The organism is Sanguibacteroides justesenii, from assembly GCF_003204205.1.
Lineage (GTDB): Bacteria > Bacteroidota > Bacteroidia > Bacteroidales > Marinifilaceae > Gabonibacter > Gabonibacter massiliensis.
This window is the reverse complement of the sequence record NZ_QJPL01000002.1, coordinates 1-26,500: the sequence shown is the minus strand read 5'-3', so window position 1 is coordinate 26,500 and position 26,500 is coordinate 1. Positions and strand designations below refer to the sequence as shown.

General features: G+C 42.6%; 20 protein-coding genes. 18 read left to right on the top strand and 2 right to left on the bottom strand.

Annotated elements, in window-relative coordinates:
* Positions 1-10 precede the first annotated feature (10 nt).
* From DMB45_RS03085 to DMB45_RS03015, 15 genes are all read left to right on the top strand, one after another.
* Complete coding sequence (locus DMB45_RS03085) at positions 11-397, top strand: hypothetical protein (RefSeq protein ID WP_041503116.1); 387 nt, start codon at positions 11-13, stop codon at positions 395-397.
* Positions 398-463: 66 nt separating this feature from the next.
* Positions 464-799: a hypothetical protein gene (locus DMB45_RS03080; protein WP_041503115.1), complete on the top strand. Its 336-nt coding sequence runs from the start codon at positions 464-466 to the stop codon at positions 797-799.
* A 185-nt stretch (positions 800-984) separates the two neighbouring features.
* Positions 985-1,584, top strand: coding sequence for a TetR/AcrR family transcriptional regulator (locus DMB45_RS03075; protein WP_041503114.1), 600 nt, complete (start codon positions 985-987; stop codon positions 1,582-1,584).
* On the top strand, positions 1,581-2,183 hold the full coding sequence (locus DMB45_RS03070; protein WP_041503113.1) for a TetR/AcrR family transcriptional regulator: 603 nt from the start codon (positions 1,581-1,583) through the stop codon (positions 2,181-2,183). The genes DMB45_RS03075 and DMB45_RS03070 overlap by 4 nt, the downstream gene beginning before the upstream one ends.
* Positions 2,184-2,289: 106 nt before the next feature.
* Complete coding sequence (locus DMB45_RS03065; RefSeq protein ID WP_110688525.1) at positions 2,290-3,726, top strand: TolC family protein; 1,437 nt, start codon at positions 2,290-2,292, stop codon at positions 3,724-3,726.
* Positions 3,727-3,752: 26 nt separating this feature from the next.
* Positions 3,753-4,748 (top strand): HlyD family secretion protein, encoded by a 996-nt coding sequence (locus DMB45_RS03060; RefSeq protein WP_110688524.1) that lies wholly within the window; start codon positions 3,753-3,755, stop codon positions 4,746-4,748.
* 52 nt (positions 4,749-4,800) lie between these two features.
* Positions 4,801-5,973, top strand: a complete 1,173-nt coding sequence (locus DMB45_RS03055; RefSeq protein ID WP_059026763.1) for an ABC transporter permease — start codon at positions 4,801-4,803, stop codon at positions 5,971-5,973.
* 28 nt (positions 5,974-6,001) lie between these two features.
* Positions 6,002-7,171, top strand: coding sequence for an ABC transporter permease (locus DMB45_RS03050; protein ID WP_041503111.1), 1,170 nt, complete (start codon positions 6,002-6,004; stop codon positions 7,169-7,171).
* 73 nt (positions 7,172-7,244) lie between these two features.
* Entirely contained in the window at positions 7,245-8,312 is a 1,068-nt protein-coding gene (locus DMB45_RS03045; protein ID WP_041505309.1) for an efflux RND transporter periplasmic adaptor subunit, read from the top strand.
* Positions 8,309-11,434, top strand: a complete 3,126-nt coding sequence (locus DMB45_RS03040; protein ID WP_110688439.1) for an efflux RND transporter permease subunit — start codon at positions 8,309-8,311, stop codon at positions 11,432-11,434. Before DMB45_RS03045 ends, DMB45_RS03040 begins: the two co-directional genes overlap by 4 nt.
* 27 nt (positions 11,435-11,461) lie before the next feature.
* Complete coding sequence (locus tag DMB45_RS03035) at positions 11,462-12,871, top strand: TolC family protein (protein WP_059026761.1); 1,410 nt, start codon at positions 11,462-11,464, stop codon at positions 12,869-12,871.
* Positions 12,872-13,020: 149 nt separating this feature from the next.
* Complete coding sequence (locus tag DMB45_RS03030; protein WP_237143271.1) at positions 13,021-14,100, top strand: efflux RND transporter periplasmic adaptor subunit; 1,080 nt, start codon at positions 13,021-13,023, stop codon at positions 14,098-14,100.
* Between the two features lie 66 nt (positions 14,101-14,166).
* Positions 14,167-17,325, top strand: a complete 3,159-nt coding sequence (locus DMB45_RS03025; protein WP_041503108.1) for an efflux RND transporter permease subunit — start codon at positions 14,167-14,169, stop codon at positions 17,323-17,325.
* Between the two features lie 41 nt (positions 17,326-17,366).
* Positions 17,367-18,800, top strand: a complete 1,434-nt coding sequence (locus tag DMB45_RS03020) for a TolC family protein (protein WP_110688438.1) — start codon at positions 17,367-17,369, stop codon at positions 18,798-18,800.
* A 5-nt stretch (positions 18,801-18,805) separates the two neighbouring features.
* Positions 18,806-19,525 carry a head GIN domain-containing protein gene (locus DMB45_RS03015; RefSeq protein ID WP_110688437.1) on the top strand — a complete coding sequence of 240 codons (720 nt, stop codon included), beginning with the start codon at positions 18,806-18,808 and terminating at the stop codon, positions 19,523-19,525.
* On the opposite strand, the gene DMB45_RS03010 is transcribed toward DMB45_RS03015, so the two are convergent.
* A complete protein-coding gene (locus DMB45_RS03010; RefSeq protein WP_110688436.1) occupies positions 19,512-20,852 on the bottom strand; it encodes a S41 family peptidase in 1,341 nt (446 codons plus the stop codon). The two genes, DMB45_RS03015 and DMB45_RS03010, sit on opposite strands and share 14 nt — an antisense overlap.
* A gap of 411 nt (positions 20,853-21,263) precedes the next feature.
* Between DMB45_RS03010 and DMB45_RS03000 the strand changes: the two genes are divergently transcribed.
* On the top strand, positions 21,264-21,623 hold the full coding sequence (locus DMB45_RS03000) for a hypothetical protein (RefSeq protein ID WP_146216411.1): 360 nt from the start codon (positions 21,264-21,266) through the stop codon (positions 21,621-21,623).
* A gap of 224 nt (positions 21,624-21,847) precedes the next feature.
* A complete protein-coding gene (locus DMB45_RS02995) occupies positions 21,848-23,185 on the top strand; it encodes a sigma-54-dependent transcriptional regulator (RefSeq protein WP_059026755.1) in 1,338 nt (445 codons plus the stop codon).
* Here the strand turns inward: DMB45_RS02995 and DMB45_RS02990 are convergent.
* The gene (locus DMB45_RS02990) at positions 23,180-25,663 is read right to left on the bottom strand and encodes a hybrid sensor histidine kinase/response regulator (RefSeq protein WP_110688433.1); all 2,484 of its coding nucleotides are present in this window, start codon (positions 25,661-25,663) and stop codon (positions 23,180-23,182) included. The two genes, DMB45_RS02995 and DMB45_RS02990, sit on opposite strands and share 6 nt — an antisense overlap.
* Positions 25,664-25,967: 304 nt before the next feature.
* Here DMB45_RS02990 and DMB45_RS02985 point away from each other — a divergent pair, with 304 nt between their 5' ends.
* Positions 25,968-26,453 carry a hypothetical protein gene (locus DMB45_RS02985; protein ID WP_041503101.1) on the top strand — a complete coding sequence of 162 codons (486 nt, stop codon included), beginning with the start codon at positions 25,968-25,970 and terminating at the stop codon, positions 26,451-26,453.
* The last annotated feature ends 47 nt before the right edge of the window (positions 26,454-26,500 follow it).

The following is a 26,500-nucleotide window of genomic DNA, read 5'->3' as shown; positions in this document are numbered from 1 at the left end:
AATAAGTAAGATGAAAAAGAAAAGAATTTTTTTTATTGTATTGTTTGTTTGTGTCATTTTATTGATCATCTACAATTATAGCGGTATAGAATTATTTAGATCTTATGAAAAGGAGTTTTTGATAGAAAATCAGGAAACATGGCATCAACAGTTTTCTTTTAAAAAGGAGCCTATGTCCAGTATTTCTATCAAATTGAAAGGAGAGGTGGAAGGAGATCTTAAATTGACCCTTAGCGATGGGAAACGTGAATGGAAAACAGATATCGCTCAGCAAGATGTGAATCGTTACAAGGGTGAATTTATTTCCAGGGACTGGTATTCGAAAGAGGTAATCGTGACCATCGCATCTAAGAAGGGTAAAATGAAAGAATTAAGAGTATATTTTGATTATTATTAATTGAATAAACTATAATATGAAAAAGAGAACCATTTTTTTAATTGCACTGTTTGTTTTGCCTTGTTAATGCTTTATAGTTATAGCGGAATTCAATTTTTTAGATCTTACGAGAAAGAGTTTTTGATAGAAAATCAGGAAGCATGGAGTCAGCAGTTTTCTCTAAATAGAGAGCTTGTATTCAATATGTCAGTCAAATTGAAGGGAGAGGTGGAAGGAGATCTCGAATTGATTTTTAGTAAAGGAGAAAATGAATGGAAAATAGATGTTCCTCAACAAGAGGTAAATCGTTACACGGGGACCTCTTTTATTTATGATTGGTATTCGAAAGATGTGACGGTGACAATAAAATCAAAAAAGGGTAAGATAAAAGAATTGAGAGCGTATTTTGATTCGTTTTCATAATAGGTGTTTTAATGTTAGAGAAAAAGGTCGCTTCACCATTCGGACGAAACGACCTTTTTGATTTTTATTAGGTAAACTATTGGTCGGGCGGATGAGTTTGATTTTTTAGTTTTTATCGTTTATAACCGTTAGATTCCATTTTTTTTTATATTTGCAGAACTATTTAGCATACCAAAAAGTATAAAATGGCCGAATTACGGGAGGAGATTATCAGCAAATCGTTTGTGCAATTCCTGACGAGGGGGTATAAAGCGTGTTCTCTAAAAGATTTGGAACAGGCTACCGGTTTGACCAAAGGGGCTTTTTATTACTACTTTAAGGATAAAAAAGAGATACTGAAGGCAGGAATTGAGAAATATTTTACCGTTATGCGTGAAATCGGGGATAAGGAATTGGTTCAGATTTCTTCATTGCGGGAATTTTTCGGGTTGGTATTACAATATAAGGAAGAGAGTGCCGATCTTTCGAAAAAATTATTCAATACCTACGTGATAGAGGTTTTATTTTTTCAATTGGTATTGGAAGTGTCTTCGCTGTTTCCCGAATTTAGAGAGCGGATATACGGTATTTCCAAAAATCGATTAGCCTGTTGGGAGTATATTATTTTGAAGGCAAAGGAAAAAGGTGAAATCCGTGAAACGTTAGATACTTCCGTATTGGCGAAGAATTTAATGTCCGTGTCGATCAGTATGCTGAATTTGAAGTTCGAAGAGGCCGATATGAAATTTGTTTTTTCGGATATGCGGATGCAGTTTGAACAATATTATCTGTTGATAAAAAGATGAGCGGTACCAGGGAAACAATCATTGAAACGGCCTTTTTGCTTTTTCTGAAGCGGGGCTATAAGGCGGTGACTTTATCGGACTTGGAACGGGCCGTGGGGATGACGAAGGGTACGTTTTACTACCATTTTACAAATAAGGAAGAGGTTTTGAAAGAGGGTATCAGCGAGTACTATCGTTTATTGAACCGGAAAAGGACGGAGGAATTTGAACAGATACATTCGTTACGGGAGTTTATAGATGTGACGATACGCCATTTGCTGGAGATCGATAATTATAGCGCCAAAAGTTTTGATAGCGATATTCCGGAAATTTTATGTCTTTCGTTATTGGTAGAAGTGATTTCCATTTATCCCGAGTTTCGGGAAGTCGTGTTGAATACGAAAGTTTCCTGGTTATCTAAATTGGAACAATTGATATTGCAGGCGAAGAGGGAGGGAGAAGTGAGAGATGACGTGGATACGTCTATTTTGGCAAAGAATTTGCTGAATATAGGAGTCGGGGTGATCAATTATCTGATCATGCATCAGGATATTTCTTATGCGTTATCGGCTGTTCGATCGCAATACGAACAATTGTATTCCTTGGTAAAAGCAGGGTAATTTTTTTGGTAAACCACATACCGAAAAGTATAATAAAAAGAGACGAGATTACGTTGAATATTGAAATCGGTTTTTGTTAATGTTTGCATAACTAATGTTTAAAGATATGAGAAGGGTTATTTTTAGTATTGTTTGTATGTTCCTATTTATGAATTTATGCGCCCAGCGGGAAATGAGCTTAGAAGATTTCCGTCGTTTGGCGATAGAGAATAATAAAAACCTGAAGATAGCCGATGAAGAGATTCGTGCAAGCCGGGAGCAGAAAAAAGAGGCTTTCACGAAATATTTACCCGGAATCGATGCGATGGGTACGTATATGCGGAATCAAAAAGAGATCAATCTTTTAGCTGAAGACGCTCATTTGCCTGTAGGTACGATAGAGAATGGAAAGTTTACTTTTCGGCCGGATCAATTGATGTCGGGGCCGGATGGAAAACCGGTCGTAGTGAATGGTCAGTATGTTCCGAAAGATTATGCTTTATTGCCAAAGAGTGCCATGACGGTAGACGAACGTAATTTAGCCGTATTGCAGATCGGTTTGACACAGCCGTTGTATATGGGGGGAAAGATCCGGGCTTATAATCAGTTGGCGGGATTGTCCGAGAAATTGGCGGAAAGTAACCGGTCTCAGGAGTTACAGAATATTATCGTTGCCACGGATGAGGCGTATTGGCAGATCGTCTCTTTGGTGAACCGGAAACAGATGGCGGAAAAATACGTGGAGACCTTGAAAAAATTTGAGCACGATGTATTGTTGATGGAGGAGACCGGAGTGGCAACAAAGGCGGATGTCCTTTCCGTAAAGGTAAAACTGAATCAGGGAGAGATGATGTTAACGAAGGTGGAAGACGGGTTAAGTTTGTCGCGTATGGTGTTGAACCAGATTTGCGGGTTACCGATCGATACGGTGATCCCTTTAAGGGAGGAGCATATGGATATGAAGTTAAAGGAGGTCTCGGGTGTGGATATCCGGCAGGTTTTTAACCGTCGTCCCGAGGTGGCCAGTTTGACCTTGGCAACCGATATGTATAAAAAAAAGGAAAAAATAGCGTTGTCGGAGTATTTACCGACGATCGCTTTGATGGTTAATTGGTTTGCAAGTACTCCCTCTTTTTATGATGGGATAAGTGCTAAGTTCGATGGAATGTGGAGCGTCGGGATCGGGATAAAAGCTCCGATTTTTCATTGGGGAGCTTCCCGGAAAAGCCTGAGGCACGCGAAGACCCAGACTAACATTATGAATTATAAGTTGCAGGAAGCGAAAGAAAAAATCGAGTTGCAAGTGAATCAATCCGAGTTTAAGGTTAAGGAAGTAGCCAAAAAGTTGGAGATGGCACGTAAAAACATGGAAAAAGCGGAAGAGAATCTTCGATTTGCCAACCTGGGATTTCAGGAAGGAACAATTCCGGTGTTAAACGTATTGGAGGCACAGACGGCTTGGTTGTCGGCCAACGCCGAGCTAATCGATACGCGGATAGAGGCGAAATTGAGCGAAGTTTATCTGCAAAAAGCATACGGAACCTTGTTGGAGATTGATAAATAAGGTATAACTATAATTACGATATGGTGATGAAAAATGAAAAAAAGGAAAACGGTAAGGTAAAAATTTTTGCCGGAATTGTTTTGATCGTCCTTTTGGTAGGAGTTTTCGGTTTTATTTTTAGGAAACCGCTTCCGGAGATCATACAGGGAGAAGCGGAGGCGAATGAGGTCAGGATTTCCGGGAAAGTACCCGGAAGAATTGCCCTTTTCTTAGTGGACGAAGGGGATCGGGTTCGGAAAGGCGATACTGTCGCTATTCTGGATAGTCCGGAGGTGATAGCAAAATATTCTCAGGCCCGTGCGGCGGAAGAGGCGGCGCAAGCATTGAGTGATAAAGCTCAGAAAGGGGCTCGGGAAGAAAAAATCACTATGGCGTATCAAACCTGGAAAAAGGCTCAGGCAGCCTCGGATGTTGCCAAAAAATCTTATGAACGCGTGCAGAAATTGTTCGAGAACGGGGTTATGTCAGCTCAGAAAAGAGATGAGGCCGAAGCGAATTATAAAGCGATGTCAGCTACGGAGCAAGCCGCCCAAGCCCAATATGAAATGGCTATGAACGGGGCTGAAAAAGAGGATAAATTGGCCGCGGAGGCTCAGGTGAACCGGGCTAAGGGAGCCGTGGCCGAGGTTAGTTCGTACGTGAACGAGACATTTTTAATTTCTCCGATAGACGGTGAGATATCCGAACGCTATCCTCACGTGGGAGAGTTGGTCGGAACGGGTTCTCCGGTCATGGATGTATTGGATTTATCCGATACGTGGGTCGTTTTTAATGTCCGGGAAGATTTACTGAAAGATTTACAGGTGGGGGTTACTTTCAAAGCCTACGTTCCGGCTCTGGATAATAAGGAGATTACTTTAAAAGTGACCCGGATGAAAGACATGGGAAGTTATGCGGCCTGGAGAGCGACCAAGACGACCGGACAGTATGATGCTAAAACTTTTGAAGTAAAGGCTGTTCCGACAGAACCGGTAGAGGGTTTGCGTCCGGGGATGAGCGTGTTGAAAAAAGTGAAGGGTTAAGCTACCGGAAAACGGAGTTCTTAGTCGGAAAAATCTTAAATCTTAAATAGAGATGCAAAAGGATATACGGGCTTTGTGGGTTTTGATGAAGAGAGAGTTTAGGATTCTCTCGGGGCGTTGGCTGTATTGGTTTGTGATGGTGGTCGCCCCGATGTTCTGTTTCCTTTTTTTTATGGATTTACTGAAAGACGGCTTGCCGACGAATTTACCGATAGCCGTTGTCGATGAAGACAATACGGCTATGTCCCGTCAATTGGTCCGCACGCTGAATTCTTTTGCACAATCGGAAGTGGCGATGCAGACTACCTCTTTTAAGGAGGCAAGGGAGGCCATGCAAAAGAGCGAAGTGTACGGTATTTTCCATATTCCTGCAGATTTCCGGCGGGATATTTCCACGGGAAAAGAGCCGGTTATCTCTTTTTACACGAATGATACCTACTTTCTTCCGGCCTCTTTGGTATATAAAGATATGAGAACCCAAACCTCTTTGGCCAACGGTGCAGTTCAGCAAACATTATTATTGGCAAAAGGAGAGGGAGGTCCTTTGTTGTCGGCCCGGTTGATGCCTGTCGCTTTGGACTCTCATCCGTTGAATAATCCGTGGCTGAGTTACTCCGTATATTTGGCTAATTTTCTTTTACCGGCTTTTCTTTGCATGTTCGTGATGTTCATGACTGCATACAGTATCGGGGAAGAGGTAAAGCGGGGAACTTCCCGGAAATGGTTGGAAATGGGGCGTAACTCGATCGTGTTGTCGTTGATGGGTAAGCTTATCCCACAAGCTGTTGTCTTTATCTGTATGGGGATGTTTTATTTGTCACTACTTTATGTTTACGCTCGTTTCCCATTGAACAGCGGTTTTTTCCCGATGTTTTTAGGAATGGTAATGATGGTGCTTGCATCTCAGGGAGTGGCCTTGTTTTTAACGGGACTGGTTCGGCGTAATCGAATTGCTTTGAGTGCTTGTGCTTTGTGGGGAGTGCTTGCTTTCTCCATTTGCGGTTTTACTTATCCTGTCCGTTCCATGCCTTTTTTAGTTCAAGCGATGAGTAATCTTTTTCAAATGAGGCATTATCTTTTGATTTATATCGATCAGGCTCTTAATGGCTTGGATATGATTTATTCCTGGCAGTCTTATTCCGCCTTGTTGGTATTTATGTTGTTACCGTTGTTGGTCCTGAAAAAATTGAAATTGGATTTGTTGAAATTTAAATATATGCCGTGATCGGTAGAATGATTAATTTGTGAAATGGATGATTGATTTCTGGAAAGATATATATTATGTGCTGAGACGGGAATTTTACATGATCTTCCGGGATCATGCCGTGTTAACTTTTTTCGTGGCTCTGACCCTGGCTTACCCGATAACTTATGCTTATATTTATAGCAACGAAGTGGCTCGGGAGATCCCGGTTGCCGTAGTGGATCAGGATAAATCGTCGGAGAGTCGGGAGTTTATCCGGAATTGGAATGCCACGGCAGGGGTGGATGTGGTAGCTTATTGCAGTAATATGGAGGAGGCGAAGAAGTTAATGTACCGGAAAAAGATCTATGGTATATTGGAGGTCCCTTCTGATTTTAGCAGATGGATAGCCAGGGGAGAACAGGCTCATGTTTCGCTTTTTTGTGATATGAGTGCCTTGTTGAATTATAAGACTTTATTGACGGCAGCTACGGACGTCTCTTTGGCTATGGGGAAAAAGATACAAGTAGACGGGATGGAATATGCCTCGAAAATCCAACAACAACTAACAGCTTCTCCTGTTAAAGTACGTGAGGTGAAGATGTATAATCCTCAGAGCGGATTTACCTCTTTCCTAATCCCGGCTGTTCTGATTTTAGTAATACAACAGTCTTTATTATTGGGAATGGGAACTATTGCGGGAACAGAGAGGGATCGTAATATTAAAAAGCGAATGATCCCCCGGAATATGCATTACCGTTACCCTTTGCGGGTCGTGTTGGGAAAGGGCATGATTTATCTCCCGATCTATTTTGTGATGGGTTATTGGATTTTATTCATCGTCCCCCGTATATTCGGGATGACTCAAATCGGGGCGAAGTTGGAACTGATGTGGTTTCTCTTGCCTTTTTTACTCTCGTGTATCTTTTTTGCCATGATACTCTCTTTTTTGTCCAAGGAGCGGGAAATGCCTTATCTTTTATTTGTTTTCACCTCTGTTCCTTTGATGTTTATTTCCGGAATCTCTTGGCCTAAAACGGCGATTCCGGAATATTGGCTTTGGATAAGCAATGTATTCCCTTCTACACATGGAATAAACGGTTTTATCTCTATCAATAATATGGGAGCAACTCTATCCCAAGTCTCTTGTGAGTTTTACAGCTTGTGGATTTTGACATTTATTTATTTCGGATTGGCTTATTTTTTGTATAAAAAAGAGGTGGAAAAAATCTGGGGATGAATGGGATAGCCCTAAGATAGAGAGAACGACTTTTTAGCGTGGTGGTTAATAAACGAATATAAAAACAGCGTGTATGACGAATAAGTTTATTCTTCTGGTATTGAGTATGGTGTTATTGCTCGGGGCGTGCCGTACGTCAAAGACGGGCCGTACTCAGGGAAAAATGGTGGTAAAAGCGGATACGGTAAAAGACCATCAAGGGGAATTATCTATTGTGTATCCGGGAAAAATAAAGGCGGCTTCCGATGTGAATCTGGCTTTTCGGGTGGCCGGTCCTATTTTGAGAATGCCGTTGGAGGTAGGAGCCTTCGTAAAGAAAGGCACTGTAATTGCCGAAATAGATCCCCGGGATTATGAAATTCAGTTTTCTGCCACGGAGGCTGAATTCCGACAGGTAAAAGGAGAGGCCGAGCGAGTGATTGAGTTGTATAATCGGAAAAGCGTTCCCGTGAACGATTATGAAAAAGCCGTATACGGTTTAAGACAAATAACAGCTAAATACAACGCTCATAGAAATGCGTTGGAAGATACCCGTTTACTGGCTCCGTTCGACGGGTATATTCAAAAAAAGATTTTTAATCCTCATGAAACGGTAAATGCCGGTATACCGGTAATTTCTATGATCAATAGTGCTTATTTCGATGTGGAGATCGATATCCCCTCGAGCGACTATGTTCGTCAGGCTTTGTTCAAATCTTTTTCTTGTACTATCGATGTTTTTCCGGATAAGGTATTCCCTTTGGAATTGATAGAAGTTACCCGAAAGGCTAATTTAAACCAGCTCTACAAGATGCGTCTTCGTCTGAGACCGGAAAAAGGATTTGATATAGCTGCCGGGATGAGTGTAAACGTAAACATCGAATATAATCCTCAAATTAGCGAGTTAACGATTATTCCGTTATCCGCTGTTTTTGAAAATAGGGGGGATGCTGCCGTTTGGGTGTATAATCCTTCGACTCGAACCGTTTCTACGAGAGAGATAAAACTTGGTAAAATATTGAAAGACGGGACCGTTATTGTCGCACAAGGGTTGAAGGTGGGAGAGATCGTTATTTCAGCCGGAGTCCACGGGTTGAACGAAGGTATGGAAGTTGAACTTTTGAAAGGAGTGTCATCGACTAACGTGGGAGGATTGCTATGAACTTGACGGAATACGCTTTGAATAATAGAGCGTTGGTGAAATTTTTTATTGCCGTGCTCGTGATTGGCGGTGTTTTTGCTTTTATCTCTATGAGTAAATTGGAGGATCCGGAGATAAAGGTAAAACAGGCGATGATTCTTACTGTTTATCCCGGGGCTTCTGCTCATCAAGTGGAGTTGGAAGTGACCGATGTATTGGAAAAATCGATTCGTTCCATGGGAGCTATATCTACTATCGAATCCAAATCGGTAGCGGATATGTCTTTGATAACCGTGGAGTTGGAGAGTACGGTCAGCGGAGATGAATTAGAACAGAAATGGGATATTTTACGACGGAAGGTGATAAATGCACAGGCCAGTTTACCATCGGGGACCCGTCCTTCCGTTGTCATGGATGATTTTGGGGACGTGTATGGTATGTTTTATGCGATAACGACCGACGGCGTATCAGATGAGGAGTTGATGGATTATGCCCAACTGGTGAAACGGGAGTTACAGGATGTTGCGGGGGTACGTCGGGTCGAACTGTACGGGGATCGGAAACCTTGTATCAATATCGAGATCCTTCAGGATCAAATGGTGAACCTGGGTGTACATCCCATGGAGGTTCTGGCTACATTGAATAATCAGAATAAGACGGTTTATCCCGGTTATTTTAATAGCGGTGACCAACGTATCCGGGTGGCCGTGAATGATAGCTATCGCTCTATTGAAGATATTCAAGATTTAATTATTCAGGGGCACGAGGGAGATCAATTGCGATTACGGGATATTGCTACCGTGACCAAGGGATACGAGGACCCTTCTCGTAACGAGATGCGCTATGATGGAAAACGTGCTTTTGGATTAGCCGTTTCTATGGAAAAAGGGGGAAATATTGTTTCATTGGGGCGTATTGTCGATAAAAAACTGACAGATCTCAAAACTTCCCGGATTCCGGTAGGTATTGATTTCCATAAGGTCTTTTTTCAACCGGAACGGGTAAGTGAGGCTATCGGCGTATTTATGGTGAATTTAGTGGAATCCGTTGTTATTGTCATATTGATTCTGATGTTGACGATGGGCTTCCGGAGCGGTGTTATCATAGGAACCGGTTTGGTGATTATTGTGTTGGGTTCTTTTGTGGTGCTCTATCTTTTTGACGGAACATTGCAGCGAGTTTCATTGGGATCGTTAATTGTAGCCATGGGAATGTTGGTGGATAATGCCATCGTTATTGTGGACGGGATTTTGGTCGACCTGGAACGGGGAATAAAACGTCCGGCGGCTTTGACAAATATTACGAAGAAGACCGCTATGCCTTTATTGGGGGCCACCTTGATAGCCATATTGGCATTCTTCCCGATTTTTATTTCTCCGGATACGACGGGCGAATATGTTCGGGATCTATTTATCGTGTTGGCCGTTTCTTTGTTGCTGAGTTGGATATTAGCCTTGACTCAAATTCCTATCCACGCGGATAGATCGTTGAAAATACAACCGAAGGAGGGTGGTGAAAAACTTTTTGATAGTAGGATTTACCGTTTGTTTCGGACTTTTTTAACTTATATTTTATGGCATAAGAAGTTAGCTGTTGCTGTCGTTGTCGTTTTATTGGCGATCACGGCTTATTGTTACCGTTATATCCCCCAGGGTTTTTTCCCTGATCTGAGTTATTCCCAGTTATATGTAGAATTTAAAATGCCTGAAGGAACCAGGATAGAACGAGTAAAATCCGATTTGGCCGAAATCGAGCGTTATTTATTGAATCGTCCGGATATTACCCACGTGACAACGAGTTTGGGAGGAACTCCTGCCCGCTATAATTTGGTACGTTCCATAGCAGAACCTTCCATGAGTTATGGGGAATTAATTGTGGATTATACCAGCCCCGATGCATTAAAAAGTTCATTATCGGAAATCCAGGATTATCTGGAGGCTCATTATCCGGATGCTTACGTGAGGATGAAGCGTTATAATCTCATGTACAAAAAATTTCCGATCGAATTGATGTTTTCCGGTCCCGATCCTGCCGTTTTAAAAGAGTTGACGGCTAAAGCCGAACGTATTATGCGCGATGAACCGGCAGTTATGCTTGTCACGAGGGATTGGGACCCGATGGTTCCCGTGTTGATGGTGAACTATTATCAACCGATAGCCCGCTCTGCGGGACTTTCCCGTTCCGACGTGGGATTGTCTATGTTGTCGGCAACGGATGGACTGCCGGTAGGGGCTTACTACGAGGGAACCCGTTCTCTGCCTTTATACATGAAGAGCCGGAATAGCCGGGGAGAAAAGGTCGAAGCGTTGGATAATATTCCCGTGTGGAGCGTGATGCCTTCTGCTTCTGCTTTAAACGAGGAATCTTTGAAAGGATTATTGATGGGAACGACCTCGGGAGAGGAGTTGTTGGCTCGAACCATAGGTTCGACCCCTTTGAATCAGGTTACCCGTGGTGTGAGTATGAAGTGGGAAGATCCGGTCGTACGGCGCTATAACGGGCAACGGGCGATGCGGGCGCAATGTAATAACGCTTTGGGCTATACTGCCGAAAGTGCAAGGGTTCTTTTGGCCGAGAGAATAGATACGATTGCTCTACCGGAAGGCTATACGATGCAATGGTTAGGGGAGCATAAAGCGAGCGGGGAATCGATGAAGTATCTTTTCGCCAATATTCCGTTGGCTATTATCTTGATGGTTGCCATATTGATTATGTTGTTTAAAGATTTTAGAAAACCGATAATCATTTTCTTGTGTTTACCTTTGGCGACGATCGGTATTGTGGCGGGAATGTTATTAAGCGGTAAAGAGTTCGGGTTCGTGGCTATCGTCGGAGCTCTCGGATTGATCGGGATGATGATTAAGAATGGAGTGGTATTGTTAGATGAGATCGGTTTGCAGATAGCCTCGGGAAAGAGTCAATTGCAAGCGTTGTTAGATTCCTCTTCTTCCCGTTTCCGTCCGGTAATGATGGCCTCTTTAACGACTATATTAGGAATGATTCCGCTTTTAGGGGACGATATGTTCGGCTCTATGGCAGTAACGATTATGGGAGGATTATTAGTCGGAACAGTGATCACGTTGGTATTTATTCCGGTTTTATATGCAATCTTCTTTGAAGATAAAAAGAGGAATAACGTTTAGCGAATGATAAATTTAAATCAAGGAAAAATGCGCTTTTTATTTGTAGTTATATTGTTGGTGGGTTTTATACCGGTACAGGCTCAGGTATCATTGGATTTAAAAAAATGTCGGGAAATGGCCTTGGAGAACAGCAAGAAAATAGCTATTGCGGCTCAACAAGTTGAGAAGTCCGCTTATGACGTGAAAAGTTACAGGGCTAATTTCTTTCCGAAGTTTTCGGCCACTGGCGTGTATGCTTATATGCAAAAGAGGTGGAAGTTTAAGATTAACGGCGGTTATTTGCCCACGTATATTCAGGACGGACAAGGGAATTTAGTTCCCAATTTATATCTTGATCCGACAACGCATTTGCCGGTGATGGGAAAAGACGGTATGTTTCTTTTTAATGAATATGCTTTTATGCCTGATATCAATTTGGCTTTGGGCTTGAGGGGTATTTATACGGCGGGGATTTTGTTGGAGCAGCCTCTTTTTATGGGTGGAAAGGTGCGTTCTGCTTTCAGGATGGCAAAGATAGGGAAAGAGATGGCGGATCTGAATCAGGAATACAATCGAAAGGAGGTAATTTTAGAGGCCGACGAGGCGTATTGGCAATATTTGAAAGTGTGTGAATTGGTAACTTCTGCCGAGAAATATAAGTCGGTTGTGAAAGAGTTGGTACTTAACCTGGTAAATGCTTATGAAATCGGAATGAGTTCCCGTAATGATTTATTGAAAGCACAGGTAAAGCTGAATGAGGCAGAGCTTATGTTGCAAAAGGCTATGAATGGTAAGTCTTTGGCCCGTATGAATTTATGTCGGATTGTCGGGATCGATTTTTATTCGGAAGTACAGATTAGTGACACTCTTCAAGAAGGGATTACTCCGGGGTTATTCGAGGTGAAGGCGGGAATCACGGGACGGCCCGAATATAATTTGTTAGAAAAGGAGGTCGAGTTAAAAATAAAAGAGGTGGAACTGACCCGTTCCGATTTTTTACCTCAACTGGGAGTTTCGGCTTCTTACGGGTATTCCGATGGAATAACCGTGAACGGACAGGGTTCTGGTATATCTTCTTTTACGGCAATGGCTTCCTTAAAAATTCCGATTTACAATTGGGGAGAAGGCAGAAATAAGGTTCGTTCAGTGAAGGCGGAAAAAGAGATGAGCCGTTTGAGACAGGAAGACATGGCACAAATGATGCAGTTAGAGATTGCCCGGGCTCGTTTTAACGTGGAAGATGCGGTAACCCGGGTAACATTGACCCGTCAATCGTTATCTCAGGCGGAGGAAAATTTGATTGTTAGTAAAAATCAATACGAAGTCGGGATGGAAACATTGACCGACTATATGGAAGCACAGGCTCAGTGGCAAAAAGCATGGAGTGACTGGATTGATGCCAAGGCTGAATTACGTTTAAGTGAAACCCGTTATTTGAAAGCGACAGGGCAATTGTAAAGATTCGTCCAGATACGATCGATTGAAATAATATACCTGTTTTCGCTGTTTTCGTTTTTTGTTTGGATGTTTTTATCGAGTTTCGGAAAAGAAAGTGAAACATTTGTTTAGTCTTTTGAGTATATGGTTATGATCTTTAACTGTATATTATGAAGATGATGTTTTTTTCTGTATTGAAATGGGCTCCGGTGATAGGAGCTTTATTTGTAGTCGAATCCTGTCGCAGAGCGGCGCCTGGATTAGAGATCCCGCAGTTGGTTAAAACGGCAGAGATTCAAAAATATGAAGGAGAGAGTAGTACGAGTTATCCGGGGAAGATAAAAGCGGCTTCGGATGTGAAATTGGCCTTTCGGGTGGCGGGTCCGATCATAAGGTTTAGAGCAAAAGAGGGGGAATACGTGAAGAAGGGACAAGTATTAGCCGAAATCGATCCCCGGGATTATAAGTTGCAATTTGATGCTACGGCGGCCGAGTATAAACAGATCAAAGGTGAGTCGGAGCGAGTGATGGAGCTTTATCGCCGGAAGAGTGTTCCGGTAAATGATTATGATAAGGCGGTTGCTGCATTGAAACGGATTAAGGCTCTTTATGAGGCGCATCGAAATGCTTTGAACGATACGAAATTAAGGGCTCCTTTTGACGGGTATATCCAAAAAAAGTTTTTTGATGCTCATGAAATCGTTAATCAGGGATTACCCGTATTGTCGATGATCAATGATAATTACTTCGAGATAGACATAGATATTCCCTCGAGTGATTATATTCGCCGGGAGAACTTCGTGAGTTCTTATTGCGTTGCCGATGTGTATCCGGGAATGAAAATTCCGTTGGAACTATTGGAAATCGCACAACAGGCTAATTACAATCAACTCTTTAAAGTCCGGTTTCGTCTGAAACCGGAACAAAAATTGGATATCGCTGCAGGGATGAGCGCTACTGTCACCATCGACTTTATGCCGGGGAAAGACGATTTGGCCTTGATTCCTATTTCCGCTCTTTTTCAAAAAGACGGGAAATCGTATGTGTGGTCTTACGAAAAGAAGGAGGGGAAGATAAGTAAATCTTTAGTAGAGATCGTTGAAATTCAGAAAGACGGGATGGTTTTGGTTCAATCCGAACTGCTACCCGGATCTTGGATCGTTACAGCCGGGGTCAATCATTTGAAAGAGGGACAAAAAGTTCGTCAACTTCCCCCCGTATCAACCTCTAATGTCGGAAAACTTTTATAATGCTTTGTCGGTTACGATTTATAGACGATGGTAACCGGCGGGTAGGCAACTTGTAATTTTGATAATATGAACTTTACGGAATATGCATTAAAAAATAAAGCCTTAGTTTATTTTTTCGTCTTCGTGTTGGTGGTCGGAGGAGTTTATTCTTTTTTTACCATGAGTAAACTGGAGGATCCGGCTATTACGGTGAAGCAGGCTTTGGTGATAACCACTTTTCCGGGAGCCTCGGCTTATCAAGTCGAATTGGAGGTAACGGATGTTCTGGAGAAATCCATACGTTCCATGGGAGATTTGGATCATGTCTCTTCTCTTTCGATGGACGATGTGTCGATGATTACGGTGGAACTGAGCAGTACGGTACCGCTGGCGGAGTTACAACAAAACTGGGACATTTTGCGACGGAAGGTGGCAAATGTTCAAGCTCAATTACCGGAAGGGGCCAATGCCTCTTTGGTGATGGATGATTTCGGGGACGTATACGGAATGTTTTATGCCATGACCTCGGACGGATTCGGATATCAGGAGATGTCCGATTATGCCGAATTGGTCCGTCGTACGGTATTGGATATAGACGGGGTAAGCAGTGTGGATATATACGGGGAGCGGCAGGCTTGTATCAATATCGATATACGGGAGGATAAGATGGCCAATCTCGGCGTTCACCCCGCGGAGATTATCATGACGCTGAACGGACAAAATAAAACGGTTTATTCCGGCTATTTCGATAGCGGAGAAAAGCGGATAAGGGTGAATGTAGACGGAGCTTATAAAGCCATAGAGGATATTCGTAACCTTCTGATAAAAGGGCATGAGCAAGATCAGATCCGGCTTTCGGATGTGGCAACTATCACGAAAGGATACGTGGAACCCCAGCGGGAGGGATTAATCTATGATACGATTCCTGCTATCGCCATCTCTATTGCCATGGAAAAAGGAGGGAATATCATTCAATTGGGTAAGAAGGTGGACGAGAAATTAGCAGAATTGAAACGGGAAATTATTCCGGCTGGAATTGATTTTCAAAAAGTATTTTTTCAACCTACCCGGGTGCAGAGTGCTATTAACGTATTTATGGTGAATCTGATAGAATCCGTCCTGATCGTTATTTTGGTCGTGATGTTATTCATGGGTTTCAGAAGCGGTTATATTATTGGTATCGGTTTGGTTGTCGTGGTTTTAGGGTCTTTCGTGATACTTCATATGATGCATGGAACGTTACAACGGGTTTCGTTGGCTTCGTTTATCGTGGCCATGGGAATGCTGGTGGATAATGCTATTGTAATCACGGATGGGATATTGGTAGATTTGAAACGGGGACTGAAGAAACCCGATGCTTTGGTCAATATTACCAAAAAAACAGCATGGCCTTTGTTGGGAGCAACGACGATCGGGATCTTAACCTTTTTACCGATTTATCTCTCTCCCGATACGACGGGTGAGTATGTCCGGGATCTTTTTATCGTACTGGCGGTCTCCTTGTGGTTGAGTTGGGTGTTAGCGTTGGCTTATGTCCCGATTCAGGCGGATAGGGGATTGAAGGTAAACCCGGCCAAGCAGGTTAGCGAAAAAGAGATGTATGACACGAAGGTATACCGGATGTTTAGGGGGGTGTTGCAATTTTCCGTGTATAACCGGATCGGTGTTTTGGCTGCGACAGTCGTTCTGTTATTAGTCAGTGTGTACATGTTTCGGTATATAAAACAAGGGTTCTTCCCCGATTTGAGTTACAATCAATTGTATATAGAATATAAGATGCCTTACGGGACGAATCCGCAGACGGTAAAAGAAGATCTGGCTTCCATCGAACGGTATCTCTCTTCCCGTCCCGAGATCACGATGGTAACGACGAGCTTGGGAGGAACACCTTCCCGGTATAATTTGGTCCGGACCGTGGCCGAGCCGGCTTTGAGTTACGGCGAGTTGATCGTGGATTTTACTTCTCCGGAGACATTGAAAGCGAATCTGAACGAGTTACAGAAATATTTATCGGAACATTACCCCTCTGCTTACGTACGCATGAAACAATACAATCTGATGTACATGGACTATCCCGTGCAGTTTATGATTTCAGGGCCTGACCCTGCCGTCTTAAAGCGGTTATGTGCCCAAGTGGAGGAGATCATGAGGGATGATTCGACCACGATGCTGGTGACCAATGACTGGGGACCCATGACGCCGGCTTTGAACGTGGAGTATTATCAACCGATAGCACGGGTGGCCAATCTTTCCCGCGAGGATGTCGGAATGGCCTTGTTGGCGACGACAGACGGTTTGCCGGTAGGATCCTATTACGAGGGACAACACGATTTGCCGATTTATGTAAAAAGTGTGGGGCAGGATAATCAACGTTTGGGTAAATTAGGAAACGTTCCGGTTTGGAGTTTGGTTCCTTCCACGAATCTGTTGAACATGGAGACCATAAAAGAGCTGATAAGCGGAATGATTTCGGCAGACGAGTTATTGACGGCTGCAATCGGGTCAACGCCTTTAAATCAAGCGACCAATGGAATAAATGCCGTTTGGGAGGTTCCCGTGGTGCGTCGTTATAACGGCCAGCGTTCTATATCCGCCCAATGTAACAATGCTCCGGGATACACCAGCAATGAAGTACGGAACAGCCTTCTTACTAAAATCGACACGATTCAATTTCCTCCGGGGTATACGACCGAGTGGCAAGGGGAGTATTTGGCCAGTACGCAGTCCAAACAATACCTGTTTAAGAATGTGCCGGTTGCTATTGTTCTCGTGTTGGCTATTTTGATTGCACTTTTTAAAGATTTCAAACGTCCGGCGATGATTTTATTGTGTTTGCCGTTAGCGATTACCGGAGTCGTTTTCGGAATGTTGTTGGCCGGAAAAGAGTTCGGTTTTGTTGCTATCGTGGGAGCACTCGGGCTTGTCGGGATGATGATTAAAAATGGTGTGGTGTTGGTGGATGAGGTCGATATCCAGATCCGATCGGGGAAAGATCCTTTCCAGGCTTTGTTGGATGCCTCTTCTTCCCGGTTGCGTCCTGTATTTTTAGCCGCGATGACAACCATATTGGGAATGATTCCTTTGGTTAACGACGATATGTTCGGGGCTTTGGCCGTGACCATAATGGGTGGGTTGTTTATTGGGACCGTGATCACGTTGGTTATTCTTCCGGTTCTTTATTCTCTCTTTTTAAAAATCAAACATCCGAAACGGGAGAAGAAAGATTTTCACATGGGATTAAGTTAATGAATGAGTTTTGAACGATAGAATTTAAATAATAGAAGAAGATGCGATTTTTATTTATTACCCTACTGGTGTTAGGACTGAGTCCGGTGAAGGCGCAGGTCGTGCTGAACTTAGAGCGCTGTCGGGAAATGGCACTTGAGTATAGCCAACAATTGGCTATTGCCCGCCAACAGGAACAAAAGGCCGTTTGGACCAAAAAAGAGTATAGAGCCAATTACTATCCGAAACTTTCGATTACCGGTATTTATTTTTATAACCAGAAAAAACAGAAGTATAGTTTGGACGGGGGATATTTGCCGACTTACGTGCCCGGAGAGAATCAAAAGTTAGAACCGAATTTAGTTGTCGGTCCGGACGGGAAACCTATCTTCGGTCCCGATGGAAAACCCGTGTTTAAAGAGTATGCTTTTTTACCGGATATTCCGATTTCTCTTTCGATGAGAGGAGTATATATGGCCGGCGTGCAGTTGCAACAGCCCCTTTTTTTGGGAGGGAAGATCCGGGCCGCTCATCAGGCAGCCAAAGCGGGAGAAATATTGGCAAAGGAGAATGTGCGCTTAAATCGTTCGCAAGTTCTTGTTGAGTTGGAACAGGCTTATTGGCAATGTATACGGGTTCGGGAGTTGGTTCTCGTGGCCCGGAAATACAAGGAGGTCGTGGGGGAGTTGGTGAAAAATCTGGAAGATGCTCAACAAACCGGAATGACTTCTTTAAATAATGTGTTGAAAGCACAGGTGAAATTCAATGAGGCTGTTTTGCAATTACAGAAGGCCCAACACGGGCAGGAACTTTCCCGGATGAATCTTTGTCGTTTGGTCGGATTGGATTTGGAGACGAGGATAGAATTGACAGATTCGTTATCTTCAACATTAAGTCCGCAAATATGGGCTTTACCCGATCATCTGGAGCAACGTCCCGATTATAATATGTTAGAAAAGGAGATCGAGATGAAACAGAAAGAGATCCGTATCGCTCGTTCCGGTTTCTTGCCTCAGGTCGGAGTCTCTGTAGGGTATGGTTTTAGCGGGGGCTTGGAATTAAACGGGGATGGTGCCGACGATCATTCGTTTAATGCATTGGCTTCGGTACAGATTCCCGTATTCAATTGGGGGGAAGGTCGGAACAAGGTCCGTTCTGCAAAGGTAGACGAGGAGATAAGCCGTTTAAACAAAGAGAAAATGGGGGAATTGATGAGATTGGAAATTGCCGGAAACCGATTTAAACTGAAAGATGCTCAAACCCGTATTCAATTAACCCGTACGGCATTGGTTCAGGCGGAAGAAAATTTAAAGATTACGACAAACCAATACGAGGTAGGAATGGAAAATCTGACCAATTTGTTAGAGGCTCAAGCTCAATGGCAACAAGCATGGAGCGACTGGGTCGAAGCCAAGACGCAGTTGAAACTGAGTGAAACCGAGTATCTGCAGTCTATCGGTTTGTTGGAGGGAAAAAATGAATATGAATATAAATAATTCGAATGATGAAAGGTCTATTATGGGGATTGTGTTTTTTGCTTTTTGCGGTAAGCGGATGGGCAAAAGACAAAAAAGTAACGGGAACGGGTTATGTGTTGATGTCGCAACGACCTTCGGAGGTCCATTTTGAAAAAATATCCGTTCAACAGGGGATTACACTCTATGTGACATTGGATAAGACGGCAACGATATCCGTGGAGTCGGATGATAATATTCTGCCATATATCAAGACGGAGATAAAAAATAATCAGTTGAATGTATATATAGAACCGGGTATTAGCATTCGCCGCTACACGGTAATGAACGTATTGGTGACCTTACCGCGACTTGTTCGTTTGGAGGCTGCTTCTGCGGCACGGATTGAGGGCTCGGCGCTGTTGCGGGTCGATCAATTGGAGGTGGTCGCTTCCGGTGCATCCAATATGAAATTGGAGGTGAAGGGAAACGAGTTACAGGTGGAAGCTTCCGGTGCCTCCCGTTTGGAATTGAAAGGGGAAGTAAAGCAATTGGATTTGAATCTTTCAACGGCATCCTACCTGAAGGCATGGGAATTATCAGCGGATACGTGTAATGCTGACATAAGCAATGCTGCTAAAGGAGAGATCTTCGTGCGTCAGAAATTAAACGCGGAGATATCTTCTTCCGGTTTGCTTTTGTATGGCGGGAGCCCTGTTATTACTCGTAATTTGAGTAGTGGAGGGTCTTTAGTTAAAAGGAGATAATATAACGTCCTTCTGGCTCCAAGGTTTCGGGAACTGCTTGTCCCGATATCGTGCGGGCCGAACGGAATGAGCTTCGGCCGGTTATTTGGTCAAGCGTGTAAGCGATTAAATATTCGTTTTTATCACCCCAGTCGTTCTGATCCCGGAAATAAGCGTTATCGCTTTCTTTTATGTAGTAATCGGGGACAATCCCGTTTCTTACGGATTCACGGTTACTGTTGGTATATTCGAATGCGATCAAATAGACATTCCATTGGTCGATGCTTGCATCGGAAGGAGTATAAACGATTCCTCCGGCATTTTTACCGGTAGTGGTTTCTCCTACGGTAATAACATCCATATAAGGTTTTAGGCCCGATATGACAACTTCGGAAGCCGAAGCGGTGGAGTTGTTGGTAAGAATCCATACCTTTTCCAAACCTAACCGGGCATTCTCTGGAACTTTGGCATTCAAATGTTCTTCTGTCATAAGAGAAGAATTTTGGTATATCGCCTGGTATTTTTCATTCCATTGTTTATAAATCAACAACTTGTTTGACATAACTGCGGATGTCGGGGCGATAAGAGAGGCCAAATGAACGGCCGCATGATTGTAACCTCCCCCGTTGTAACGAAGGTCTAATATTAATTCGTCTATTTCCTGTGTTTTGAATTCGTTGAAAATCCGGGTTAGTTCATCTAAAGAGCTTTGATTTTTATAAACGAAGCTGGCATAGGCGAGGTAACCGATTTTTTTGTCTCCCTCTTCGATTACCGTATTTTTTAGGATCGGATTGACTTCATATTTTTGGGCATTCAGACTGATACTTTCGGAAGAACCGTTTTTATGGGTCACTTGAATCGTTATCTCTCGGGCGTTTAATGCCGTTTGTATATTAGAGAGATTCGGGGTTAATCCGTTTACCCGTGTAATAATATCCCCTTTACGCAGTCCGGCTTTCCCCGCGGGGGAATCCGGAAAAACCATATTGATTTTGGAAAAAAGGGTATTGCCGGATTGATCGCTCCAAATGGTTACGCGTATGCCGAAACCGTAATCATCTCCGTCTTCAATGGCAGAGAGAGTCCCGTCAGCCGATTCGTCGGTTAAACGAGACCACCTGTCTCCTTCGTATTTTAGGGCATTGAAAAAGCTGGACGGAGCTGTTTCTTTATCCACGTTTTTCGTTTGGACCTCTTTGGCCCAAAAATACTCTTCTTTCATGTGGGACTCTACAAATTGATTGATGTTGTAGTTTTCCGAAAGATCCTTCTTATCCCCTATCTTGTCGTCCTGACAGCCGACGAGTAGTCCTGCGAACAGGAACCCATATAGTAATGTTTTCATATATTTAAATAAACAACAATACTACGATTTTTTGAAGAATAATAAAAGTTTTTTCGACGGATTAATTCGTAAAGTGTGGAATCACGGAATGGGTGTGGAAAATCGCCACAGTTGTTCCCCGTTTTTCTACAATCCGGGAAACGGTGTATGGCGATAAACGATATTGTATAGTATTGATTATTAGTATGAAATCTTGGAAGCGGCGGAAATTGTATGTTTTGGCATACTATTTCTTATAGAAAAGGCAAAGAGGTTAAAATTAAAAATTGAAAGTATGGTAGTTTTTGGATTTTTTATCGTTGTAGCCGTATCGGGGTTGTTATTGCCGCACTTTTTAACGGAACCTGATCATAAGCTGGAATCTAATAAGTGAACTGAATATATATGAGTTTAATTTTAAAACGGGAAATTATGAAAAATGTATTGAAAAGTATCGTAGTCGTAGCAGTTGTTGTGTTTGGTTTTTCAAATTATGTTGTGGCAGCGTCCCACCAGACTATTGCCAGAGATACGGTTATTCCGGATACAACCAAGCAGGAAGTTATGTTGAGTCTGGTCACTCGGGCAGATGTGGTTTGGACGAAAATTGACGTAGCCGATGTGCCGCAAGCAGTAAAGGATGCCGTTGCGAAAAAATACGAGGGCTATACGATTGAAGAGGCTTATAAAGGTGATAACGACCAATATAAACTGATTTTGAAAAAAGATGAACAAACAATCACGGTCATATATGATAAAGACGGGAAATTCATTAGTGAAGGGGAGAAATAAGTGAGGTACATAATCGTGCATTTGTAGGAGGCTGTTCGGATCTATTCCGGGATAGCCTCCTTTTCATTGTATATGTAGATAATAATCAATTTCTGATCTGTATCACCGAATGTGTGGAGGTGATCCGAGGCGTAACGCCTCAAGATTCTTTATTTATTAAATAGCGTTAAATCTTTTTTTGTTTAGTCGTTTAAGGTTATTTTCGTAAGATAAATAATCGATCTATGGCAAAAATTTTAGTAGTCGATGATGATACGACTTTCTGTATCATGTTGAAAAATTGGTTGGGGAAGCGTAAATTTGAAGTAGAGAATGCTTTTACCTGCAAAGAGGCTGTAAAAAAATTGGAGGGAACCGCTTTTGATGTGGTTCTCACGGATTTGCGCTTGCCGGATAAAGATGGGATAGATCTGCTTCGTATCATTAAAGAGAAAACTCCTCAGGCACAGGTTATTTTAATGACCGGTTATGCCGACATTCAGACAGCCGTAACGGCTATTAAATTGGGAGCCTTCGATTATGTATCCAAGCCGGTTATCCCCGATGAGATTCTGAAAAAATTGCAGGAAGCCCTGAAATTGGAAACAAAACCCAAGGAAAAGGGAAAAACCGCTACCGCGAAAACATCGGAAATCACTTATATTAAAGGAATAAGCGAGAAGGCCGATCAACTGTACGACTACATCCGTTTGGTAGGACCCACGAACATGAGTGTACTGATCAATGGAGAGAGCGGAACGGGAAAGGAGTATATCGCCCGTTTGATTCATTCGATGAGTAGCCGGAAGGATGCTCCTTTCGTGGCTGTGGATTGCGGTGCGGTTCCGAGAGATTTAGCCGCGAGTGAGTTTTTTGGTCATATAAAAGGTTCGTTTACAGGAGCTGTTTCCGATAAGGAAGGTTACTTTGTATTAGCGTCGGGGGGTACTATTTTCCTGGATGAGATCGGAAATCTCTCCTATGATGTACAAGTGCAACTGCTACGGGCGTTGGAAGAACGAAAGGTTCATCCGATCGGGGGGCAGAAAGATATATCTTTCGATGTCCGTATCATTACCGCCACGAACGAGAATTTAAAGGAAGCCGTAGCTTCCGGAAAGTTCCGGGAAGATCTGTTTCACCGGTTGAATGAATTTTCTATTCAGGCGATACCTTTAAGAGAGCGGAAGGAAGATATTATGGTTTTTGCCAATCATTTTTTAGATAATGCCAATGAGGATTTAGGAAAAGAGGTTGTCGGTTTTGACGAGAGTGTTGCCGATATTTTCCGGAATTACAGATGGCCGGGGAATCTTCGCGAGATGCGAAACGTGGTGAAAAGAGCGACCCTTTTGTGTCCCGGAAAACTTATTGTTAAAGAGTGTTTGCAGCCTGAATTATGGCAGCAACAAGCCCCTTCTCCCGAGAAGAGTGTCGGAAGTCGTAAGGATATGGAAAAAGAGTTGATTCGGGACGTAATGATTCGGTGTAAAAATAACAAAAGCGAGGCGGCCCGCATCCTTCAAATCGATAGAAAGACTCTTTACAGTAAACTAAAACATTTCGGGTTGGAGGATTTATAACTCTTTTTTCAATTCTTCCAAGATCGTTTTTCCTTGCCGGATGATTTTTTCAACTTGCTCTTTTATTCGGGTTTCCGGGGTCCGGGCAGAATCTGTTTGCTCCAAAAAAGCCAGGAGCGGTATAATCTCTTTTATGGCAAATTGTCTGAACATGGGCAGCATCTTATGGGACAGCCTGCCGATTTGTTGGAACTCTTTCTTATCGAGAAGTTGAGCTAATGTCGAGAAATTGGTTTCGCAGTCCCTAATGAAGGAGCGGATGATTTCCTTTATAGCCTGAGGATCGTGGTCGGCAAATATTTTTATGCTGTTTAAATCGTAAGGAAGGTTATTTGTCACGGACTCTCCTTCCGTGTTTTTTATTTTTACTGAAAATCCGGTTAGTTTGGCGATGCATTCGAAAAGTTGTTGCGGTGTAAACGGTTTATTCAGATAGGCCGAGAAACCCGATTTTTTATAATGGTTTTCTTTCATATCTCCTCTGGCGGAAAGGGCTATTGCCGGGATTTTTTGAATGTCCGGGTCCGGAAATCTCCGGATTTGCTCGATCAATTCGAATCCGTCCATTCCGGGCATTTGAATATCGGAAAGAATAATATCGAACCTTTCCTTCTCTAAATATTCCAATACTTTTGTCGGATCATTGCAAGATGTACAAACAATCCCTTTTTGTCTGAGCAGTTCGGTGCTCATGTGGAGTTGTAATGGGTCGTCATCTACTAACAAGGCTTTCAATTGTTGAACCTCCGGAAGATTGGTCTCCTCTTTTTCGGGCAGCACTTCTACCGGGGATACAGCTTTCAGTAGGGGAAGTTTGACCGTAAAGCTACTGCCGATCTCTTTCTCGCTTTCAAGGCTGATTTCTCCGCCCAAAAGTTGAACCAACTGTTGAGTGATCGTTAGTCCGAGACCCGTTCCTTCGGCTCCGTTATTGTGTTGTGCATCTAAGCGCGTGAATGCTTTGAAAATCAACTCCTGCTCTTCCCGGGTCATTCCCGGTCCGGAGTCTTTAATGACGATAATTAAGGTCTCTGCCTGCGTGGGGCTCACGAAGGCGGATAACTCGATTCTTCCTTCCCGGGTGTATTTAATGGCATTCGATAACAGATTAATGATTATTTGCCGGATTTTCATCGGATCTCCCGAATATGAAGTATCCAAGGCCGAGCTTATGTTGCTTTGTAATATTAACTCTTTTTTCGCTGCTAAAGGTTGTAAACTGTCGCTTGTCTCCTGTAGCAGACGGGCCGGATTATACGGAACGTGGTCTATATCCATTTTGTTGGACTCCAGTTTAGAGAAGTCCAACAGATTATTGGCTAAATGAAGAATGTGTTCGGAGGAACTTTTCATGTTTTGGAGAAAATAACGTTGACGCTCTTCTAAAGATGTGTTGTTCAGAAGTTCAATATATCCCATGATGGAGCTAAGAGGTGCTTTGATGTCGTGGGTAACCGTCAGCATGAGTTGTTCCCTGCTTTGTAAAAGTTTTTCGGTAAATGATTTGGCTTCCTCTAAAGCTTTTCGGTACCGTTGGCTTTGGGATATGTCGCTTATGATCAGTGAAATAAATACGATGACCAATACGCAGGATATGATGGCAATCCATGCTATCGTGCGTGTAATACTGTGAGTCAACTGTTGTTGCTGTTCCATCTTCGTGATGGTATGATCGAATTCCTCATTTTCCAGATCGCTGAGGATGCGTTTTATTCTTTCCGTGATATTTTGTCCGCTTTGAATAACGGCAATCTCTTTCCGGTAGACCTCTTTGGCCATCTCCTGGTTCTGTTGCTGAAATTCGTCCCAGGCCGATTTGATTACCGTGACTAATGAATCTGTCTTTGCCACGGGTTTTTCCTGTGTGATCGTATCGACTGGGATATGCTTGATCGTAACTTGAAGCGTGGTGTCCCGGCGGGAGAAAAGTCCCATAAAGCCTTTTCTTTTCTTCACGGTGTACACGCTATCATATGTGGTGATCGTTTGGGGTGTTGTCTCTTCCGGTTCCACGGCGGTACTGTCTTTTATGGCTTCGACCCGTTCGATGGCGATATTGTAGAAATCTTCCGGAAGGGAAATTTGCTTTACCTCCATTAAAGCCTTGAGGTTATCGATTTTTTGGTTGAGAAGATAATTGATCGTATCTATTCTTTTTTTCTGAAGTTTTATGGTAGTCAGGTTTTTTAGCGTATCCATATTTCTCCGAACCTCTTTCATCAAGTTTATATAACGATTGAATTTCGTTTTGGAATTGGTCTGTGAGAAAGCGATACCGATGCCCTCCGCTTCATAAAGTTTGGCCAATGTATTGCTGATGATGAATAGTTTTGTTTGCGTGATGGTTTCTTTGGGATCTTTTTCTGTCAATTGCAGCGTCTCTTTGTAGATAAAGATAATGGCTACAGTTGCCAGAAAGAGCAGGATAAGATATCCGGCAATCAGTTTCAGTTTGGTGAATTTGAAAAGTTTTTGCATGTCCCGTGAATTCGTTTTTGCGAATATACAAAAAGATCACGAAATGTACACTCGTCGTCCCGGATGAAAGGGTAAAATAAACAAGTACAGATGCTATTAAAAGAGTATGAATACGAAACGTTTTTTTTTGTGAATTACTCGTGTTTTGTTGTTATATTAATATAAATTATATTATAATAATAAACATTATACGTGCATAGTATGTTGATATGAAAAATAATTATCTTAATTTTACACAAATATTATCTTTTATGATAATATTCATTTAAATAACTATCGTACTAAACTTTTAAAATTAAGAATTATGAAAAAAACGATTCAACTAGTAGTATTAACATTGGTTCTCCTGGTTGGGGGAATATCAACGGGTATGGCACAGGTTTATCCTGTTGAGCGAACTCAATTTTGTTACGAGGGAGAAAATTGGGTTGTCAGTTTTACAGGTATTCAGTTTAAATCAAATGAAATGATTTATATTAGACATCATATTTTTGAGGATGTTTACGAGACTTGGGATATCGGTACAGATATAGGAATGTATTGTTACGTTGGAGTAACTTTAGAAGAGAGCGGAGTGTATGAATTTGGCCATTGGTCGTCTACTGTTGCTTTTGATACAAAATTAATAGTGACGCTTGTTGTTATGCCGAAGCCTGACGCTTCCATGGCTTCAAGAATGGGTAAAACGGATGATGTAAGAGGTGTCGATCACGGTCTTCTTTTTTCCCGGTTAGCTTGTATCGAGGAAAAAAGTTTAGTTTGGCAATCCAACCTGTTTGTATTAGCGTAGCTTAGAATTAAAAGATAAGATGACATGAACACGAGTGTTTTTTTTCA

Bases quoted from the DNA above. Each gene is read 5' to 3' on its own strand.
- DMB45_RS03085 (WP_041503116.1), top strand. From the start codon at position 11: ATGAAAAAGAAAAGAATTTTTTTTATTGTATTGTTTGTTTGTGTCATT.
- DMB45_RS03080 (WP_041503115.1), top strand. From the start codon at position 464: ATGCTTTATAGTTATAGCGGAATTCAATTTTTTAGATCTTACGAGAAA.
- DMB45_RS03075 (WP_041503114.1), top strand. From the start codon at position 985: ATGGCCGAATTACGGGAGGAGATTATCAGCAAATCGTTTGTGCAATTC.
- DMB45_RS03070 (WP_041503113.1), top strand. From the start codon at position 1,581: ATGAGCGGTACCAGGGAAACAATCATTGAAACGGCCTTTTTGCTTTTT.
- DMB45_RS03065 (WP_110688525.1), top strand. From the start codon at position 2,290: ATGAGAAGGGTTATTTTTAGTATTGTTTGTATGTTCCTATTTATGAAT.
- DMB45_RS03060 (WP_110688524.1), top strand. From the start codon at position 3,753: ATGAAAAATGAAAAAAAGGAAAACGGTAAGGTAAAAATTTTTGCCGGA.
- DMB45_RS03055 (WP_059026763.1), top strand. From the start codon at position 4,801: ATGCAAAAGGATATACGGGCTTTGTGGGTTTTGATGAAGAGAGAGTTT.
- DMB45_RS03050 (WP_041503111.1), top strand. From the start codon at position 6,002: ATGATTGATTTCTGGAAAGATATATATTATGTGCTGAGACGGGAATTT.
- DMB45_RS03045 (WP_041505309.1), top strand. From the start codon at position 7,245: ATGACGAATAAGTTTATTCTTCTGGTATTGAGTATGGTGTTATTGCTC.
- DMB45_RS03040 (WP_110688439.1), top strand. From the start codon at position 8,309: ATGAACTTGACGGAATACGCTTTGAATAATAGAGCGTTGGTGAAATTT.
- DMB45_RS03035 (WP_059026761.1), top strand. From the start codon at position 11,462: ATGCGCTTTTTATTTGTAGTTATATTGTTGGTGGGTTTTATACCGGTA.
- DMB45_RS03030 (WP_237143271.1), top strand. From the start codon at position 13,021: ATGAAGATGATGTTTTTTTCTGTATTGAAATGGGCTCCGGTGATAGGA.
- DMB45_RS03025 (WP_041503108.1), top strand. From the start codon at position 14,167: ATGAACTTTACGGAATATGCATTAAAAAATAAAGCCTTAGTTTATTTT.
- DMB45_RS03020 (WP_110688438.1), top strand. From the start codon at position 17,367: ATGCGATTTTTATTTATTACCCTACTGGTGTTAGGACTGAGTCCGGTG.
- DMB45_RS03015 (WP_110688437.1), top strand. From the start codon at position 18,806: ATGATGAAAGGTCTATTATGGGGATTGTGTTTTTTGCTTTTTGCGGTA.
- DMB45_RS03010 (WP_110688436.1), bottom strand. From the start codon at position 20,852: ATGAAAACATTACTATATGGGTTCCTGTTCGCAGGACTACTCGTCGGC.
- DMB45_RS03000 (WP_146216411.1), top strand. From the start codon at position 21,264: ATGAAAAATGTATTGAAAAGTATCGTAGTCGTAGCAGTTGTTGTGTTT.
- DMB45_RS02995 (WP_059026755.1), top strand. From the start codon at position 21,848: ATGGCAAAAATTTTAGTAGTCGATGATGATACGACTTTCTGTATCATG.
- DMB45_RS02990 (WP_110688433.1), bottom strand. From the start codon at position 25,663: ATGCAAAAACTTTTCAAATTCACCAAACTGAAACTGATTGCCGGATAT.
- DMB45_RS02985 (WP_041503101.1), top strand. From the start codon at position 25,968: ATGAAAAAAACGATTCAACTAGTAGTATTAACATTGGTTCTCCTGGTT.